The organism is Spirillospora sp. NPDC127506, from assembly GCF_040302145.1.
GTDB lineage: Bacteria > Actinomycetota > Actinomycetes > Streptosporangiales > Streptosporangiaceae > Spirillospora.
This window is the reverse complement of the sequence record NZ_JBEORG010000016.1, coordinates 32,376-49,567: the sequence shown is the minus strand read 5'-3', so window position 1 is coordinate 49,567 and position 17,192 is coordinate 32,376. Positions and strand designations below refer to the sequence as shown.

18 protein-coding genes and 1 pseudogene are annotated in these 17,192 nt (G+C 69.8%); 17 read left to right on the top strand and 2 right to left on the bottom strand.

All coding sequences use genetic code 11. From position 1 onward, the window contains the following. Window positions 1-50: 50 nt before the first annotated feature. The 3 genes from ABTW95_RS17225 to ABTW95_RS17215 all read left to right on the top strand — a co-directional run bounded on the left by ABTW95_RS17225 (window position 51) and on the right by ABTW95_RS17215 (window position 3,971). Window positions 51-446 (top strand): pilus assembly protein TadG-related protein, encoded by a 396-nt coding sequence (locus ABTW95_RS17225; protein ID WP_500226762.1) that lies wholly within the window; start codon window positions 51-53, stop codon window positions 444-446. Then, entirely contained in the window at window positions 443-3,148 is a 2,706-nt protein-coding gene (locus ABTW95_RS17220) for an AfsR/SARP family transcriptional regulator (RefSeq protein ID WP_500226761.1), read from the top strand. The genes ABTW95_RS17225 and ABTW95_RS17220 overlap by 4 nt, the downstream gene beginning before the upstream one ends. Before the next feature lie 400 nt (window positions 3,149-3,548). Then, a complete protein-coding gene (locus ABTW95_RS17215) occupies window positions 3,549-3,971 on the top strand; it encodes a MazG-like family protein (RefSeq protein WP_500226760.1) in 423 nt (140 codons plus the stop codon). 156 nt (window positions 3,972-4,127) lie between these two features. Here the strand turns inward: ABTW95_RS17215 and ABTW95_RS17210 are convergent, their stop codons facing one another. Continuing rightward, window positions 4,128-4,322 carry a hypothetical protein gene (locus tag ABTW95_RS17210; protein WP_500226759.1) on the bottom strand — a complete coding sequence of 65 codons (195 nt, stop codon included), beginning with the start codon at window positions 4,320-4,322 and terminating at the stop codon, window positions 4,128-4,130. Window positions 4,323-4,440: 118 nt separating this feature from the next. On the opposite strand from ABTW95_RS17210, the gene ABTW95_RS17205 reads away from it, so the two are divergent. Further along, the gene (locus ABTW95_RS17205) at window positions 4,441-5,013 is read left to right on the top strand and encodes an NUDIX hydrolase (protein WP_131945164.1); all 573 of its coding nucleotides are present in this window, start codon (window positions 4,441-4,443) and stop codon (window positions 5,011-5,013) included. Here the strand turns inward: ABTW95_RS17205 and ABTW95_RS17200 are convergent. Then, on the bottom strand, window positions 4,955-6,346 hold the full coding sequence (locus ABTW95_RS17200; protein WP_500226758.1) for an NsdA family TPR-like regulatory protein: 1,392 nt from the start codon (window positions 6,344-6,346) through the stop codon (window positions 4,955-4,957). The two genes, ABTW95_RS17205 and ABTW95_RS17200, sit on opposite strands and share 59 nt — an antisense overlap. Window positions 6,347-6,527: 181 nt before the next feature. Between ABTW95_RS17200 and ABTW95_RS17195 the strand changes: the two genes are divergently transcribed. The 13 genes and pseudogenes from ABTW95_RS17195 to ABTW95_RS17135 all read left to right on the top strand — a co-directional run bounded on the left by ABTW95_RS17195 (window position 6,528) and on the right by ABTW95_RS17135 (window position 17,155). After that, window positions 6,528-6,905 carry a hypothetical protein gene (locus ABTW95_RS17195; protein ID WP_500226757.1) on the top strand — a complete coding sequence of 126 codons (378 nt, stop codon included), beginning with the start codon at window positions 6,528-6,530 and terminating at the stop codon, window positions 6,903-6,905. Further along, window positions 6,902-7,225 (top strand): hypothetical protein, encoded by a 324-nt coding sequence (locus tag ABTW95_RS17190; protein ID WP_500226756.1) that lies wholly within the window; start codon window positions 6,902-6,904, stop codon window positions 7,223-7,225. Before ABTW95_RS17195 ends, ABTW95_RS17190 begins: the two co-directional genes overlap by 4 nt. A gap of 229 nt (window positions 7,226-7,454) precedes the next feature. Continuing rightward, entirely contained in the window at window positions 7,455-8,312 is an 858-nt protein-coding gene (locus tag ABTW95_RS17185) for an SAM-dependent methyltransferase (protein WP_500226755.1), read from the top strand. A 5-nt stretch (window positions 8,313-8,317) separates the two neighbouring features. After that, window positions 8,318-9,130 (top strand): SAM-dependent methyltransferase, encoded by an 813-nt coding sequence (locus ABTW95_RS17180; protein WP_500226821.1) that lies wholly within the window; start codon window positions 8,318-8,320, stop codon window positions 9,128-9,130. Between the two features lie 155 nt (window positions 9,131-9,285). Continuing rightward, complete coding sequence (locus tag ABTW95_RS17175; RefSeq protein ID WP_500226754.1) at window positions 9,286-10,599, top strand: ATP-binding protein; 1,314 nt, start codon at window positions 9,286-9,288, stop codon at window positions 10,597-10,599. Between the two features lie 107 nt (window positions 10,600-10,706). Then, the gene (locus tag ABTW95_RS17170) at window positions 10,707-11,153 is read left to right on the top strand and encodes a roadblock/LC7 domain-containing protein (RefSeq protein WP_500226753.1); all 447 of its coding nucleotides are present in this window, start codon (window positions 10,707-10,709) and stop codon (window positions 11,151-11,153) included. A gap of 2 nt (window positions 11,154-11,155) precedes the next feature. Beyond that, window positions 11,156-11,548 carry a DUF742 domain-containing protein gene (locus tag ABTW95_RS17165; RefSeq protein ID WP_500226820.1) on the top strand — a complete coding sequence of 131 codons (393 nt, stop codon included), beginning with the start codon at window positions 11,156-11,158 and terminating at the stop codon, window positions 11,546-11,548. Further along, window positions 11,538-12,176, top strand: a complete 639-nt coding sequence (locus ABTW95_RS17160) for a GTP-binding protein (RefSeq protein ID WP_500226752.1) — start codon at window positions 11,538-11,540, stop codon at window positions 12,174-12,176. Before ABTW95_RS17165 ends, ABTW95_RS17160 begins: the two co-directional genes overlap by 11 nt. Beyond that, a complete protein-coding gene (locus tag ABTW95_RS17155) occupies window positions 12,173-12,766 on the top strand; it encodes a GAF domain-containing protein (RefSeq protein ID WP_500226751.1) in 594 nt (197 codons plus the stop codon). Before ABTW95_RS17160 ends, ABTW95_RS17155 begins: the two co-directional genes overlap by 4 nt. Before the next feature lie 73 nt (window positions 12,767-12,839). After that, entirely contained in the window at window positions 12,840-14,063 is a 1,224-nt protein-coding gene (locus ABTW95_RS17150; RefSeq protein ID WP_500226750.1) for an acyl-CoA dehydrogenase family protein, read from the top strand. Window positions 14,064-14,172: 109 nt separating this feature from the next. Next, window positions 14,173-14,379: pseudogene (locus ABTW95_RS17145) on the top strand (BldC family transcriptional regulator); the annotation flags it as partial. A gap of 147 nt (window positions 14,380-14,526) precedes the next feature. Further along, complete coding sequence (locus ABTW95_RS17140; protein WP_500226819.1) at window positions 14,527-15,927, top strand: helix-turn-helix domain-containing protein; 1,401 nt, start codon at window positions 14,527-14,529, stop codon at window positions 15,925-15,927. A gap of 292 nt (window positions 15,928-16,219) precedes the next feature. Then, complete coding sequence (locus ABTW95_RS17135) at window positions 16,220-17,155, top strand: endonuclease/exonuclease/phosphatase family protein (RefSeq protein WP_500226749.1); 936 nt, start codon at window positions 16,220-16,222, stop codon at window positions 17,153-17,155. Window positions 17,156-17,192: the final 37 nt, after the last annotated feature.

Genomic DNA, 17,192 nt, shown 5'->3' with positions numbered 1-17,192 from the left:
TGGCCCCATGGATTAGGTGGCACCGACAGCGACTCGGCGATGCCGGCAGTGTGAGCATCTTCGCCGTCATCCTCACCCTCGTCGTGGTGGTGTTCTTCGGCGCCGTCGTCGATTTCGAGCAGAAACTCGAAGCCCGTCAGGTCGCCAACACCGTCGCTCAAGAGGCCGCCCGCGCCGGCGCCGGACGCGTCGATCTCAACCGCGCCTACTCCGACGGTGAGTTCACCGTTGACCGCCATGCCGCGATCGCCGCCGCGCGCGACTACCTGCGGGCGAGCGGCTACACGGGCACGGTGACCGCATCCGGAGCACGCGCCATCCGCGTCCACGTCACCATCACCAGGCCCGCGCTGTTCCTCCCCGTCATCGGCATCAGCCACCTGCGCGCCGACGGGACCGCGACCGCGAATCTGACCACCGGAGTGCGAGGACCCACCCAGCCATGACCTACGCCCGACGCACCCGCGCGATCGAGATCCTGCGAGGACTCGGCGCCCTAGCGGTCTTCGCCGTCCTGCTGGTAGGAGTCCCGACCGGGCTTTACGCCGTGGCCGGCTCTCCCATCCCCGCGCACGTTCCTACGTGGGAGCAGATCACCGCCACACTGCTGCGCCCCGACACCGACAACCGACTTTTCCTGTCCGCGGTCCGGCTGCTCGGTTGGACGGCTTGGACGCTGTTCGCCACCGCCACCTGCACCGAAACCGTCTGTTACCTGGGCGGACGTACGACTCCTTCCCTGCCGCGTCCCGTCCGCCCCCTGCAACTACTGGCTCGGGACCTGGTAGCGACCGCCACCCTCGTCTTCGGCACTACCGCGGCCCTGTCCGTACCGGCATCGGCCACCGCTCACCCCAGCACAGACACACCTTCAGCGCACGAGCCCAGCGCCTCCGCCGCCCAAGGCGGGGAGTGGGAACCCCTGCTCAGCGACGCCGCACCCCAGACACCGAAGCCCGACCAGCAGCCATGGCGGACCCGGATCATCCATCGCGGCGACACCCTGTGGGACCTTGCCCGCCGGGCCTACGGTTCGGGCGACCGTTATCTCGAGATTTTCAAGGCCAGCCGCGCCGTCGACCAGCCCGACGGAATACCGGCACTCACCGACCCCGACAACATCCACCCCGGCCAGCGCGTCAAGATTCCCCGAGTCCGGAAGAAGACGGATTCTCCTCCATCAGCCCGTAAACCCGGCTCCGCGGATACCGGCGGTCTCTCCAAGTCCCAGCAGCCTCAAGAAGGCAGCCATATGCCGCGCGCTCCACACACCGGATCCGGTGCCACGGCGGACAGGCCGTCGCGGGTTCCAAGCCCGGTCGTCGCACCACCTGCAGAAAGCTCACCCGCCGCACCGCCTCAACCCACGCTGCGGAGCGTGGAGGAGGATCGCCCATCGTCAGCCATCACCCTGCCGTCCGGCTCCTACATCGGCTTCGGCCTCGCCGCCGCGCTCAGCATCGCCGTCGCCGCCACTCGTTTGCACCGCCGCCGCAGGCGCCGTCTCTCCGACACCGCGGACGTTCCCGCTGGTCCATTGGCCCCTCCGGAACCGGTCGCCAAGGCCCGGAAAGCCCACTTGGATCGTGCCTACACCGACCACGACGCCCCGATACCGTCCGACGCCGACCTGGTCATCCAAGACCGCACCGATGCGCCAGCCGACCACATCACCCTGGGCACCCGCGACCGCACAACAGTCGCCCTCCCGCTGCCCGGGTTGAACCTGGGGCTGACTGGCAGCAACGCACGGAGCGTCGCTCGCGCGGCCACCACCGACCTCCTCGCCAAGGCTCACCGCGACCGCGCGGAAGTCCTCATCCCCCGGTCCGACGCCGAGATCCTCTACCCCGATACCGCTCTCGCTGACGTCCCAGGGCTCACCATCACCACGACGTCGGAGGCCGCCATCACCCAACTCGAGGTCGAAGTTCTTCGCCGCGCCCGGCTTCTGGAAGCCGCCAATGAAACCGACCTGGCCGCCATACGTGTCACCGACCCGGCCGAGCCCCTCCCCAACCTCCTGCTGGTCGCCACCATCCCCGAAACAACGGCAACCACCGTTCACGCCATCACCCAGCTCGGTCGCCGCTACGGAATCGGCGCGTTGGTCCTCGGTCGCTGCCCGGCAGGAACCACCGTGCACCTCTCGGACGACGTCACCGTCGTCCAAGCCGACGGCCCTCACGCCGACAACCTCACCGGAGCGGCTCTGTTCCACCTGACCGCCGACGACGCCAACGCCATGCTCCACACCCTCTGCACCGCAACAGGTGCTTCCCCATCAACCCCACAACCCAGTACCCCGACCGGCGAGGTCAGCGCCCCCCACAGCAGTCCGGGCACCAGCCCCCGGCCCCTCCCGCGTCCGCAGTCCGGCGGTCAAAAACGATCATGCCCCGTCTCCCTGCAGTTGCTCGGCCCGGTCCGCCTTCACACCGCGAACGGTGCCATCAGCACCGGCGTCCGCCGCAGCGCCCGCGACCTGCTCGCCTACCTGGCACTGCATCCTGATGGAGTCGCCCGCGACCGGGCAATCGGCGCTTTGTGGCCCGATCACGACCCCGAGGCCGCCGCTAACCAGTTCAACACCGCCATCGCCAACATCCGCAAGCTCCTGCGCACCGCCACGGGGCTCCGCGAACCCATGTACGTCATCCACACCGCGGGCAGCTACCGCCTGGACACCGACCTCATCGACACCGACCTGTGGCGCCTGACCAAGACCCTCGACCATGCACGCCACGCCACCACCGATTCCGACCGCATCACTGCTTTCGCCCCCGTCATCGACCTCTACACCGCCGACTTCGCCACCGACCTCACCTACGACTGGGCTGAGACCTACCGCGACCACCTTCGCTGCACTGTCACCGACGCTCTTACCCGCCAAGCCCGCCTTCTTCAGCACGAGAAGCCGGACCTAGCCCTCGCTGCTCTGGAACACGCCATCACCCTCGACCCGTACGCCGAGCCCCTCTACCGCGACCTCATGCAACTCCACGCCCAGCTCGGCCACACCGACGCAGCCCAACGCACCTACCAGCTCCTGTCCACCCGCCTCGCCGACCTCGACACTGAGCCCGACGACCACACCCACCAACTCCTCAAAGCCCTCCAACACCACCGCCCACCGGGACGGACGTGACGGATACGCAGCCGCGCTGTACCGCCGCACGCACGGCGTCATGGAACTCCTGCCCTACCACACCCCGGCGCCGTGGCTGCTCTTAACCCACGATCATGGAGCGTGTGCGCTGGCGCTGGCGCCATCAACGGACGCCACCCGGTTCAGCCCTGGGTTGCCGGTGAACTCGGCCGCGTTCTTGAGGCGCTGGCCCCCATGGCCGACGACGCCACTCCGCCCGCCGACGCGCTCGCGATTACCGAGGACCCGGGTGGGGGCTTCTCCTCCTGGAAGTGTTTGGCCGCCGGGCACCCCGTGGACGGTGCATGGGACCGAGCCCGCAGAGCACAGGCAACCCGCGTTTGGCTGCGCACGCCGCTCGCGCCTCGATCCGACAGCCGCCGACCGAAAACTCGATCGGATGTTCGAGAATGCCGAGACGGTTGGCCCTCCAACTCTTAGCCTCAATACCGTGATGACGACTGAACCTGCTGCTGGACCGGCCGAGCCGTGCGACGGTTTCTGGGAGGACACCGCCCGCATCCGGGCCGGCTATCTGGCCGAGGTGCCGACCCAGACCCTGGTGTTGAAGGTCGCCGAAGAGGTGGGGGAGGTCGCCGAGGCTTACAGCGGAATGACCGGCGGCAACCCGCGCAAGGGCATCCACAAGAACAGAAACGACGTCCTGGACGAACTCGCCGACGTCATCTTGGCCGCTGCGGTGCCCATGGTCGATCTGGCGGGCGGCGCCGCCCAAGCCGAGGCGCACCTGGCCAGACGGCTCGGAATCGTCTCCGCCCGCGATGTGGCTGCCTCACCGGTCACACCCCATCCCCCGGAGTAATCAGCACACACAAACAGGGGCATCCATCGGGGCCCATAAGCGGATCGGCCCGTGCCTTCCCCAGAGGCCATGCCGAAGGAAAGGCGCAAGGCCGGAAACGCCGCTGGACTGCCCCGGGTACTGGACGTCGACGGCCAGCCGGGCGAACCCGATCACCTAGTCGGCGGCCAATACAGCGAGGGAGTACCCGCGCCGCGGCTCCTCCTTCGCCGCTTCGATCACGCTCGCCAGGGTCGCGGCCACCTGCCCTCGGGTGCGCGACTCGAACGACAGGTGCTCGACGACCACCGGGGCGCCGTACACCGCCAAGACCGCGTCAACGTCATCGGCCGCGAACTCCCGCAGGCCCACGCCGTCACCGGTGCGAAACGGGATACATGGCAGTGCAGGCTAGCGGCCAGACGCCAGATTCGTCGCTGACCAGGCCGCCGCGGCTCGCGCCGAAGGGCACAGGCGGTACCGTCGGGCCGTGTCGCAGAATCCGACCGAGCGAACGAAGTGGACCATCCACGGCGAGCGGGTGGTCGACGAGACCCGTCACATCCGCTTGTCGGTGGCGAGCGTCGAACTCCCCAACGGCGTCCACTTCGACCAGTACGTCATACGTCTGCCCCGTTGCGTCATGACCGCCGTCTTGGATGAGGCCGGCGAGAACATCCTGCTCATCTGGCGGCACCGGTTCATCATCGACCGCTGGGACTGGGAGGTGCCCGGCGGGTACGCCGACCCCGGAGAGGACCCGGCCGTCACCGCCGTGCGTGAGGTCGAAGAGGAGACCGGCTGGCGGCCGCGCAGCGTGGAGTTCCTGCTCAGCTTCCAACCGATGGTCGGTTCCGCTGACGCGCCGCAAGACCTCTACCTGGCCCACGGCGCCGACCTGGTCGGGGAGCCGCACGTGGACGAGGCCGAGGCCGTCAGGTGGGTGCCGCTGGACGAGGCGCAGCAACTCATCGACCGCGGCGAGATCGTCGGGGCCGCGACGGTCATGGCCGTGCTCCACGCACGCGCAGCGCGGGCAACCGCTCCTCGGCATAATCCATGAACTCCGCCACCCCCGGTTCAGCTGCCGCCGGCTCCAGAGCCTCCAGCACATCTCGTAGGTAGCGGTACACCCGCTCGGAGGTGAGCCCGGCCGCCATGTCGACCGCCGTCTTGCCCTGTTCGCATGCCTCTTCCAGCTGGCCTTGCGCCGCCAGCGACATGGCCAGGATCGAGATGTTGAACGTCTTGCCACGCCGGTAGGTCGGGTCCATGTCGAGCGACTTGCGGGCGTACTGCTCGACCTCGGCGGGGCGGCCCAGGTCGCGGAAGCAATGCGCGATCTTGGCCGCGAAGTACGCCTCGTCGAAGTAGTCGAGCCACGGCGGCAACTCGGCTCTGGTGGCGCGGTCGTAGCTGGCCTCAGCGCGGGCCAGCGCCTGGGCACACGCCCGCGCGCCGCCGTCCTGGGCCGCGTGCCCGTGCGCCTCCATCACCTGACATTCGGTCATCAGCACCGGCAGGCCGGCGCGCCGCGCAGCGGCCTGCGCGGTACGCGCCATGTCCACGGCCTGGGCGGGCTGAGCGACATAGTGCGCCTGCTGGCTCATCGCGGCGAGGATCTCAGCGCCAAGCCCGTGGTCATCGGCGTGGCGGGCCATCGCCAGAGCCTGTATCAGGTACCGCTGAGCGACCCCTTGACGGTCCAGATCGTGGTACAGCCACGCGGCCAGCTTCGTCAGGTCGGCCGCTGCGGCGAACAGCTCCCGGCGGACCTCATGGGTGGCGCGGCTGTCGCGTAGCAGCGGGGCGACATGCGTGTGCAGGTACTCGATGACCGGTGAGCGGACGTGGCCCCCGCCGAGCCGGTTGTCCAGGATGCGGAACGCGCTGGTGACCTGCCGGATCTCTTCGACGTCGGTGGCGCCGATGCGGCGTCCGCTCGCCACGGGAGGGGCCGCGTCCCATGGGCCGATGAGCCAGCGCAGCGCGGCCACCGAGAACGCGCCGGGGTCGAAGTCGGCCACGGTCAGGGCGCGTTGCTGCTCGGCGTCCGCCCGCCACAGCATGGCCGCTGTCTGGACGCTGGCCTCCTGTGTCATGGCCAGGCCGAGGCCGAGGTCGGGCGGGGACACAACCCCCTTCATGCCTAGATCGGCGACAGTGATCCGGCGCCCCAGCTCGATAGTGAAGACCTCGGCGATGATCTCCGGCGCGGGATGGCGGGGTTGTTCCCCGCGCAGCCATCGGGCCACACTGCTGTGGTTGTAGTGCCGGTCTCGCACGCCGCGCAGCCGGGCGAGCCGGACGACACGGTCGGCTAAGCCCTTCCGGGAGAACTTCGCCTCGTCGATCAGCGCGGCGAGTTGGCGATTGGACTCCGGCTTTCCGGCCATCGGATCCTGCCCCAGGTTCGCTGTCCGGCGGTGACTTGCAGTGTGGCACAGCCCACTGTTCTGATCCGAGTTTCCAGCCCCCACCCACGCCCCCTCCGCACGCCCCCCACCCCCCTGCGCACGCACCCGCCCCTGGTTCGAGCCTTCCGGCAGCACGCGGGACTGCGGTTCGCTCGTGCCCATGACCACGACCGAGCGGCAGCGGATCGCGGCCCAGTTCCACCAGGCGGCCATCACGGCCAGCCAGGTTGCGGACGCCGCCGAGAAGACCATCGGCACGAGCAGTCCCCACGCACAGCCCATCGCCAGCGCCGACCCCAACGGGCTCCCGCCGCACGCGGCACGCCTCCGGCAGCTCCGCGCCGCTTGGCCGGACTGGCAGTTCGAATACGACGCCACCCAGGTCGCCCCGTGGAACGCGCAGCGGCGCATCACCCCCGAATGGCGCGGCGGGCACTCCACCTGCGACGCGCAAGACCCCGACACCCTCGAAGTGCTCCTGCGGTGCGCGACGGACACGCAACTCCTCATCTCACCACACGGGCGGGCCGACCGGTGACCTACCGAGAGCAGGACCACCCGCAGCCGTCCAACCTCCAGGACCGCGACGCCCATGAGGTGCAGAGGCGCCTAGCGGCGCTCGGCGCCCACATGCGGGGCCGCCGCCTAGACACCGACCTCAACGACGGCAGCCTGAGCGTGGCCGTGCCCGGCAAGCCAGAGGTCGACACGATCACCTGCCGGCCCCGTCCCTCCGACGGCGACCGGTACTGGTACTGGAACGGAAAGAAGCAGCCGATCGCCCAGGCCGAGCCCGAGCACATCCCGGAGGCTGGCGCCCGCATCGCCGCGGACCTGCACGCTCAGCAGCAGTCGTGACCACCGGCCTCCAGGCCGACCAGACCGAGCAGCACCACCATCCGGACGTGACGCCAGGTGGCGAGCCGAGACGGCATGACCGGCACTCTCTTCGACCGCGCGGCGGGAACACCGACCCACACCGGATCCCCGTCACCGTGCCCACCCACCGCCAGCGCATTCGCCTACAAGGGAACACCAGCATGAACGAGACATGGCACGTCTACGAGCCGCTCGCGGCGGCGGAGTCATGATCATCCCACCCGGCCTTGCCCGCGACTTCACACAATCGTCGGAAGCCGGCGTCTACAACTTCTACCTGGGCGGCAAGTCCTGGACTCGCGCCGACAGGGAGACCGCGGTCGCGGTCATCCGGACCTCCCCGGACGCGCAGGCGGTCGCGAGGGAGAACTTCTTGTTCGCGGGCCGTGCCGCCTCGTGGGCCGTCGGCGAGTACGGCATCGGGCAGGTCTTCGACATCGGCGTCGGCATCGTCGACGACGTGCCGCTGGACTCGGTGGAGACCTGCGTCCACAACGTCGCCCCGGACGCCGTCGTGGTCGCCTTCGACAACGACGAGGTCGTGCTTGCACGCGCCCGTGCGCTGCGCACCGGCTACGGCCGTGTGCTGCTCGGCGATGTCACCGACCTCGACAGCATCTTCAACAACCCCGATCTTCTCAACCACCCTGACCTGGTCGGGGGTACCGACCTGACCAAGCCGGCGGTCATCGTGCTGGCCGCCGTCCTGCACTTCGTGGACGACCCCGCCGCCGTGATGGCCGGTCTGCGGGATCGTCTGGCGCCCGGCAGCGTCGTCGTGCTGTCCCACGCGACCAGGACCGGCACCAGCCAGGACCGCGTCGGCGGGATGACCAAGGCCTACGAGAAGGGCCGCAGCCCGATCATCTTCCGCCAGGAAGCCGACATCGCCGCCCTCGCGGACGGGTGGGATCTCCTACCGCCCGGTCTGGTCGACGTGCAGCTCTGGTCCCCGGAGGGCAGCTACCAGGGCGAGCTATATGAGACGGTCCGGGTCGTCGGTATGGTCGTCCGCCTTCCCGACGCCCAGCAGGGGTCCCGCGATGCGACGGGTGGTGCCCGGTGAGCGGCATGGCCTTTGACTGGCTCGCGGCGGAACACGACCTCCACGGAGGATACGACCCCGACTGTGCGGCGATGCCGCGGCTGTGGGCGTTCTGGGCAGGCGGGAAGGACTTCAACCCGGCCGATCGCGCCCTTGGCGGGACAGTTGCCGCGCGTTTTCCGCAGGTCGAGACGTTGGCCCTGCATCGGTTGGCGTTCCGCAGCCGAGTGGTGCGGGCTCTGGTCGGCGAGTGCGGTGTCGACCAGTTGCTGGTCGTCGGCGTCGACATGCCGATGCACGACGAGGTCCACCAGGTCGCCCAGTCGGTCAACCCGGGCGCTCGCGTCGTGTACGCCGACGCCGACGCGCTGGTGATGCTTTACGCCGAGGCCATGTTCAGGGGCCGTCTCAACACCTGCGGGTTCGTGCGGGCGGGGCTGGACAAACCTCGCGCTGTGCTGGGCGGCGCCGCCGCGACCTTGGACCTGGGCCAGCCGGTGGCGGTGCTACTAATCAACAGTTTGGACGTCCTCACCGACCCTCAAGCGGTCGAGGCCCTGGCCGCCTTCCGGGCGACCCTGGCGGCCGGCAGCTACATCGCGTTCTGCCATCTGACCGCCGAGTACGACCGCGGCCTGGCCGCGCTCGGAAGCATCTGCGCCGAGACCAGACCCGGCCCGCCGCGCGTCCGCACCCCAGACGCCCTCGCCGCGTTCTGCGCGGGGATGGTGATGATCCGGCCGGGCGTGGTGTCGGCACCGGCGTGGCGGCCAGGACCTGGCCCGTGGCCGGTCACCGCCGACGTGGACCTGTGGTGCGGGGTTGGGGTACTGCCATGACTATCCAACTCCCCCAGACCGCGGTTCGACCCGCCAGCGATGAACCTCGCCAGCAGGCCCTCGAACCCCTGGGCCACGCACGTGAGCTCGTCAACCGCCTCACGGACCGCGGGTTGCGCGCCTCGGCTGCACCTCTGGGGAACCCTGACGGTGCGATGTCGGTCACCGTGCAGCGGACGGACGTCCATCCCTACATCGGCCGGCTGGTGGCACTGCTGCCGTGCCCCGGCTCCGGCGAGTTGTACTGGCATTGGCAGCGGCCGTTCCGGGGAAGTCGGTGGATCGGAGCCCGCTGGTTCCAACCCTTCTCACCGGCGTACGCCTATGACGAAACCGCCGACGCCATCGCCGCGGTGATCGCGGCTGAGCTGCGTGCCAGTGCCCGTCTGCGCCACGCCTCGGCCGCTCGGCCGGATGCGGTGGAGGAACCCGACGGCGAGGTCCTGGTCTACACCGGCCACCGCGTGCACGCGCTGGTGAGCCGGATGCTGGAGCGCCTCAAGGCCATCGAGAACGATCAGGAGGACCCCGATCTCCTCGCGGATCTGTACGGAATCGACCACCTGGCGACTCAGCTGCGCCGCGCGGCCGCCCGGTCGGCGGTGCTGGGCGGCCAAACCGCGCGGCGCGCCTCCGCACCGATGCCGCTCTCGACCGTGTTGCGCCAGGCGATGGCCGAGGTCGAGGCGTACCAGCGCGTCCGGCTGACGCTACCCGACGATGACATGGAGATCCCGGGGTATGCGGGCCCGGACGTGATCCACATCCTGGCCGAGCTGGTGGAGAACGCCACCCGGTTCTTCGGCGGCACGGTGCGGATGGTGACGGTCCAGGCACCCGGCGGTCTAGGGGTGGAGGTACGCGACGAGGGCAAGTGGGCGTTGTCGGCGGCGCGCCTTGCCGAACTGCGGCGGATTCTGGAAGCGCCGTTCCAGGTCAGCCTGCGTGAGCAAGTCCGGCAGGGGCAGGTCGGTCTGCTGGTCGCGGCGCGGCTGGCCGTCCGGCACGGCATCCGGATCGAGCTGCGTCCGCAGTCGCCCGGGATGTGCGCACTGGTAGTCCTGCCCCACGCCCTCCTTGCCTCCCCGCCCGGTATCACAGCACTCCCACAGGCCCTTCTCCGCCGCCGCACCGCCGCTTCGATCAGCACGCCGGCATCCCCGCCGCCGCCCGACCCGGCTCGGACCAGTGCCGCCGCGCAGAAACCACCGGCCTACGAGCAGCCCCCGCCTACCGCGCCGACCGCCCTACCAGCAACGCACGCCGGCCGGCCCCCGCTCCCCCGGCGCCGCAAAACGAGTCCTGCTGCGGGCGCCGTGCCGCATCCTTCCGGCGAGCCTGCCCCGGAGTCGTCGCCGGCACGGCCGCCGTCACCGGAGCTGATGGCGCGTTTCGCCACCGGTCTCCGGCGCGGCCAGGCCGAGCAGCGGCACGAGCCCGCCAGCGAGCCCACCGACGAGTCCGGCTGACCGCGTGGCGCCTTGGGACAGGTCCATTTCCTATCCATGAAGAGGTTCAGATGACGACTCCCACACCCCCCGCGGTAACCGCGGCCTCACCGCTCACGGCGGACGGTTTGGACTGGCTTCTGCAGGAGTTCACCGGCCGGGTCGCCGGTGTGACCCATGCCGTGCTGGTGTCGCGGGACGGGCTGAAGATGGCGGTGGCGGGCTTGGACACTGCTGAGGCCGACCGGGCCGCCGCATGGATGTCCAGCCTGCACTCCCTGGCCCGGTCCGCCGGCACCCTCATCGGAGCCCCGGACGGCGGTTTCCGGCAGGTCGTCATCGAAAACGCCGCCTTCCTGGTATTCGTTGTGAGCGCCGATTTCGCCGCCGCGGCCCGGCCCAGCCTCAAGTCCGGTGCCGGGTCGGGCCTGATCGGCTGTGTGCTCGGTGTCCTGGCCGAGCCGGGCGCCGACGTCGGTGTGGTCGGCTACGAGATAGCCCTGCTGGTCAAGAGCGTGACCGAGCAGCTGACCACGCCGACCCGCGGCGGCCGCCGCACCGACGGGAACCGGTGACCATGCCCGGCCCGGCTGGTGCACCGGAGTGGGATGAGGCGTGGGAGACCTGCGCCGACGAACAGGTGCGCCCTTACGCGATCACCGGCGGCCGGACCCGCCCGCAGCACTCGATGCGGCTGGTGACCCTGCTGGAGGCCGCCGAGGCCGGACCCGTGCACGGGCTCGGTCCCGAATCGGCCCGAGCGGTCGAGCTGTGCCGGGAACGGCCGTGCCCGGTCGCCGAGATCGCCGCACGTCTCGGTCTGCCCGTCCAGGCCACCAAGGTCGTCCTGTCCGATCTGATCGACCGCGGCGCCCTGGTCATGGCCCTGCCCGGCCCCGGCGCCGACCACTTGCAGTTGCTGGAAGCGCTGCGGTCAGGCCTGGAAACGAGGCTGTCCCATGTCGCCTGACCGTCCTGTGACCACCGAAACCGGCCAACGCAATTCCGCGCCCTTCCCGGTGAAGACCATCGTCAGTGGCGGCTTCGGCGTCGGCAAAACCACCATGATCGGCGCGGTCAGCGAGATCGACCCGCTCACCACCGAGGAACAGCTCACCGTGGTCAGCGCCGGGATCGACTCCCTGGCCGGCGTGGAGGACAAGACCACCACCACCGTCGCGATGGACTTCGGCCGCCTCACCCTCAGCGACGACCTCATCCTGTACCTGTTCGGCACTCCCGGCCAGGACCGCTACTGGTTCACCTGGGACGACCTCACCTACGGCGCGGTCGGCGCCGTGGTGCTGATCGACACCCGCCGGCTGCCCGACAGCTTCGGCCCGGTCGGCTACTTCGAGCAGCGCGGCATCCCGTTCGTAGTCGCGATCAACGAGTTCGCCGACGCCCCGCACCACTACACAACCGCCGAGGTCCGCGACGCCCTCGACATCCCCGGCCATGTTCCGGTCGTGCGCTGCGACGCCCGCGACACGCGCTCGTCCATCACCGTGCTGCTCGCCCTGGTCGACCACGCACTCACCCACCCGACCCCACCTGAGCAGCCGCACCAGCCCATCGCCCAGGGAGCTTCCACATGAGATACGACGCCGACGCCGGCGTGTCCCTCCCCACCTGGCACGACACCGCCGAGCAGCGCATGAAGCTGCTCGCCGAACTCGGCCTCGACGGCGCCCCGGACGCCGAGTTCGACCGGTTCGCCGCCCAGATCTCCGGCACCTTCGCCGCCGAACTCGGCGACCACGGCAAGAACCTGTACGCGATGGTGAACCTGTTCACCGAGCAGGAGCAGACGTTCGTCGGGCTGCACATTCCGCCGGGCATGCGCGCGGTGGACCGGACCATGCGGCCCGACCACGGGTTCTGTCCCGAGATGCTCGACCGCACCAAGGCGCTGATCCTGTCCGACGTGTGCGCCAACCCGCACTTCGCCTCCAACCCGGTCGTCGACAAGCTCGGGGTCCGCACCTATGCCGGCGCACCGCTCATCCACGAGCCCACCGGGACCGTGCTGGGCACCGTGTGCGTCATCGGCACCGACCCGCTCCCCCGGGAGACCGGGCAAACCTCGCTCGCACTGATCAAGCGGCACCGCGACGCACTCATGGACGCGCTCGCGCAGCGAGTCGGCACTCGCGGCCGCCACAGCTCCGGCGACACGAGCGGCTGACACCTGGCCGCGGTGATGACGTCTGCCGGACCGGGCCGTCCGGCAGTGGGTCCAAGTGGAAAGGGATGGTGCCGTGTTCGAGACCGACGATCACAGAAGCCTGCGTAAGGCAGCGCGCGCCTTCGCGCTCGCCGAGGTCGCGCCGTGCGTGGCCCGCATGGAGTCCACCCGAACCGTCGACGTCGAAACCTCCGCTCTGATCGCCCAGCAGGGATTGGTCGGGGTGACCATCCCTCGCGAGTACGGCGGCATGGGCGCCGGGCACCTCGCCAAGACCATCGTGATCGAGGAGGTGGCCCGGGCGTCGGGTGCGATGGGCGCCATGGTCCAGGCGTCCCAGCTCGGCGCCGCCATGATCATCCACTTCGGGACCGAGGAGCAGAAGCAGCGGTGGCTGCCTCCGATCGCGGCCGGTGCGTGCCTGCCGACAATCGCCACCACCGAAGAGGAGTCGGGCGGGCATGTGCTGGGGATGCGGGCCACCGCACGCCGCGACGGCGACGACTGGGTACTGAACGGCCGCAAGCAGTACGTCGGCAACTCCCACATCGGAGATGTCCACGGAGTCATCGTCCGCACCGGCGACGTCGACACCCGGCCCGCCAAGAGCCTGTCGGCGTTCTTAGTCGAGCGCGACCGGCCCGGCCTGACGCTCGTCCCCTACCAGCCGCCGTTGGGGCTGCACGGCTTCTCCTTCGGCGACCTGGTCATGAGGGACGTCCGGGTCCCGGCCGGCAACATGATCGGCGGCGTAGGCGACGGCCTGGACGTCGCCTACAGCTCATCGGTCCTGTACGGCCGGCCGAATCTGACCGCGGTGTCGCTGGGCATCCATCAGGCCATCGTGGAGGCGACCGTCGAGTTCGTGACCACCCGGGTCCGTTACGGCGCCCCGCTGGCCGAGTTGCCCACCATCAAGCACAAGCTCGGGCTGATGCAGCACCGGCTGCTCACCGCGCGAGTGGCCGCCTACCACGCCGTGCACCTGCTCGACCACGGCGAACCCTGTGACCGTGAGCTGATGTCCGCCAAGTACGGCAACGTCGAGGCGGCGATGGACTCGGCCCGCACCGCGATGGAGATCCACGCAGCCGCCGGACTGCGCACCAGCCGGCAGGTAGAGCGGTACTACCGCGATGCCGCCTGCATCAACGCGCCCGCCGGAACCGGCGACATCCAACTCCTGCGTCTGGCCGAGGCCGCTCTCGGTATCGAGCACGGACCCCAGTGGTCGGTCCGGTTTGCGCATCTGACCGCGCTGAACCCCCAGCCCAAGCTCCGCAAGCCCGCAGCCTAACCCCCGGTTCCGGCATGTCCTCCCCGCCCGGCGCGGGGTGGGGAGGACACCTACTCGCCTCTGACACCGAACGCAATCGACCGTTCATCCCTCACGACCGAGAGCCCGAATGAGCCCAACAACCGGGAAGCGATCCGACGTGCAGCCCTCGCACTACACGCCGTCAGAAGTCGCCTCTCTATTCCAGGTCAACACCAAGACCGTCACGCGCTGGGCGGATAGGGGGTGGCTGCCCAGCATCCGCACCCTCGGCGGCCACCGGCGGTTCCCCTGTGAAGAGGTAGACCGGATCCTGCGGGAGGGGCTGCCCGCCGAAGCGTTTGACGACCACGACGTGGAAGACGAGCGCTCCCCAGTGGCGGCGGCCACGCACGCCTCCAAGGACGGTGCCGCCCCCGGACCGATACCGGGCCCGGACACCGGCACCGCCGATGCCTCGACCACGGCCCGCCATCCGATCAACATGTTGATCGAGGACCACTTCGGCGGTGATGCGGTGGCGGCGTTGCTAGAGCTCGCGGGCCGGTATGGCATCGCCGTCGCCTACCTCGACCGCCCGTGGTTCACCCGCTATCTGGGGCGTGCTCTGGCCGCGGACGAGTGGAATCGCGTCGCCGCCGAACTCAACGACTTCTGTGCGGTGCTCGACGACCTGTGCGCCGAGGACCTGGAGGTCTACGCCGACCTGGTGCTGCACGCCGCCGGCATTGCCGGGGCGACTGCGCCCGCCGATCTCATCGGCGACTACGAGGCAGCCCTCATCGCCGCCGGAATCGCCTGGACCGACAACACAGCACCCGCCGCCCAGCCCGGCCAGCGGGCCAACACCACCGACACCGCCACCGCTGTCCTGGACGCACCCGCCATCAGCACCGAGCCGACGCCCGGATCCGAGCCCGCGCCCACGGCCGAGCATGCGACGCCCGACGCTGGCGGCCCGCTACCTGTCCCGCCGCCCAGCCCCGGCCGGGAAGAACCGGTCGGATCCCAGCACCCGGCCGCCCGCTCAGCCTGCGACACCATTGATCCGCACCAACTCGCCCTCTCACCAGCGGCCGACTCCGGGCAACAGGCACCCGGCACAGCGACGACGGCCGAACGAACGCCCGCAGAGCCGCAACCCGCGCCACAACCCGCGCCGTATCTCCCGAAGCCGTCGCCGAATCGAGCCGAACCGGCGGAGCTGGAGATGTCGGTCGAGGCCCTGCGCGAACAGTACAGCGCAGGCGAGTCGGTGCCCTCGATCGCGTGGCGGATGGGACTGACCCCGCGGCAGGTCTACCGCTGGATGCGGCACGAGAGGATCAACCGGCGGCCGCCCGGCGGACGAACCTGGGACACCTTCCCCATCGAACTGCAGGAGCTGCGGGAATGGTATGAGGCGGGCGAGACGATCAGGGGCCTGGCGAAGGCGCTGGATGTCTCCCCCACCACCGTGAAGATGCGGCTCGCAGAGTCGGGCGCCACCACACGACCCCGAGAGTCAGGCAGCAAACGGCTGGAACTGCCGGTGCCCCCACCGGTACTGCGCAAACGCTATGAGGCCGGCGAATCCCTCTACGACCTCGCCGAAGAACTGGCAGTGGCCATCGGGACGATCAGGCACCGGCTACTGGAAGCGGGAACCAAGATGCGGCCGGTCGGCGGACCGGCCAGATCGCAGGCGACGGAGCTGCCGGTCCCGGTAGAGCAAGTGCTGCAACGCGTCGAGGCGGGCGAACCGTTGCACAGCCTGGCCCGGGAACTGGGCGTGCCCCGCAACACCCTGCGCGGGCAACTGGAAGCAGCCGCCAAGTACGACCCGCCCCCACAACCGAGCCAGCCGAACGAAAAAGACCTCACTCTGGAAGGGCACGCGCGATGACCAGAACTCCAGCGGACGGTGCCGTGACCGTGCGCCGCGCTGCGACAAGCCGGGCTTCGACACCTACGACGACGCCCAGCAGCACCTGGAGGAGTACCGGTCGCGGAAGGCCAAGACCGGGTACGAGCAGCTGCCGATCTCCGTCCAGTACTGCGACACGTGCGGGCTCTACCAATCACAGGGACGGCCAGAAAGCCCGCCCGCGTCGGGCAGATGAGGCGCCGCCGCCACGGCGGAGGCGGCTGGAAGTAGCCCAGTGGGCCTCGACCAACATCGACAACGAGAGGAACGCATGACGCACCTTCGCCTCAGCTACGTCAACGTCGAGCACGGCGGCCGGACCGACGCCGGCTACTCCTCCTACTCCGGCGACGGCGGCCCCTACGACTACAGCAAGGTCACCGGGATGTTCCACGACGGCGACTGGCCCGACATCGCCGTGATCGGCGAGGGCGACCGCTACGAACTGAACGGCATGGAAGGCGCCCACGAGGCCGCCGCCGCACTGCGGGACGCCGGCGGCCCCGCCTACGTCCCCTACCCGTGCTCGCTGCCCCGCGAATGGGGCATGTTCGCCCCCGTCATCTACGTCAACCCGACCAAAGTCGTGGTGCGGCGGTTCTACTCCCACCGGCTCCCCGACTTCGCCGCCCGCAACCGCAACCTGATGCTGTTCACCCTCCCCGGCCGCACCGACCCCATCCGGATCGCCGCCACCCACGGCGACATCTACTCCGGCGACACCCGCCTCGCCGACAACCGCCGGTTCGACCGGCTCGCCGACCCCTCCACCCCGTGCGCCCTCCTCGGCGACTGGAACACCGTCCCCTCCGGCCCCCACTTCGAACCGACCGACATGAACACGCCCGGCGTCCACAACCCGCGCGGGATCAACTACCGCGTCCAGTTCCAAGGCGGCCCCCGACAGGCCGGCCCGCACATCTACGACACCCGCGCCCTGGACGCCCTGGTCGGATGGTGGAACCCCGACACACGGCAGCGGGAGGGCGGCATCGGCTTCCACCACGCCGCCGAACTCGCCCAGGACTTCACCCCGACCCAAATCGAGCGGCCCAACGGACGCCAATGCCTGGTCATCGACGGCATCCTCCTCAACGACCCGCTCCGCGACGCCTACGTGCCCGGCTCGTACCGCGTCCATGACTTCCGCGACCCCGAGCACCCCGACTCCGACCACAAACGCATCTCGATCACGGTCGACGTCTGAGGACCCTCGGGGATCGCCTAAGCCCGCTCCAACGACG

What these genes read in the sequence shown, in the direction of transcription:
- ABTW95_RS17220 (WP_500226761.1), top strand. Translation starts at nt 443, where the DNA reads ATGACCTACGCCCGACGCACCCGCGCGATCGAGATCCTGCGAGGACTC.
- ABTW95_RS17215 (WP_500226760.1), top strand. Translation starts at nt 3,549, where the DNA reads ATGTTCGAGAATGCCGAGACGGTTGGCCCTCCAACTCTTAGCCTCAAT.
- ABTW95_RS17200 (WP_500226758.1), bottom strand. Translation starts at nt 6,346, where the DNA reads ATGGCCGGAAAGCCGGAGTCCAATCGCCAACTCGCCGCGCTGATCGAC.
- ABTW95_RS17195 (WP_500226757.1), top strand. Translation starts at nt 6,528, where the DNA reads ATGACCACGACCGAGCGGCAGCGGATCGCGGCCCAGTTCCACCAGGCG.
- ABTW95_RS17185 (WP_500226755.1), top strand. Translation starts at nt 7,455, where the DNA reads ATGATCATCCCACCCGGCCTTGCCCGCGACTTCACACAATCGTCGGAA.
- ABTW95_RS17180 (WP_500226821.1), top strand. Translation starts at nt 8,318, where the DNA reads ATGGCCTTTGACTGGCTCGCGGCGGAACACGACCTCCACGGAGGATAC.
- ABTW95_RS17175 (WP_500226754.1), top strand. Translation starts at nt 9,286, where the DNA reads ATGTCGGTCACCGTGCAGCGGACGGACGTCCATCCCTACATCGGCCGG.
- ABTW95_RS17165 (WP_500226820.1), top strand. Translation starts at nt 11,156, where the DNA reads ATGCCCGGCCCGGCTGGTGCACCGGAGTGGGATGAGGCGTGGGAGACC.
- ABTW95_RS17160 (WP_500226752.1), top strand. Translation starts at nt 11,538, where the DNA reads ATGTCGCCTGACCGTCCTGTGACCACCGAAACCGGCCAACGCAATTCC.
- ABTW95_RS17155 (WP_500226751.1), top strand. Translation starts at nt 12,173, where the DNA reads ATGAGATACGACGCCGACGCCGGCGTGTCCCTCCCCACCTGGCACGAC.
- ABTW95_RS17140 (WP_500226819.1), top strand. Translation starts at nt 14,527, where the DNA reads ATGTTGATCGAGGACCACTTCGGCGGTGATGCGGTGGCGGCGTTGCTA.
- ABTW95_RS17135 (WP_500226749.1), top strand. Translation starts at nt 16,220, where the DNA reads ATGACGCACCTTCGCCTCAGCTACGTCAACGTCGAGCACGGCGGCCGG.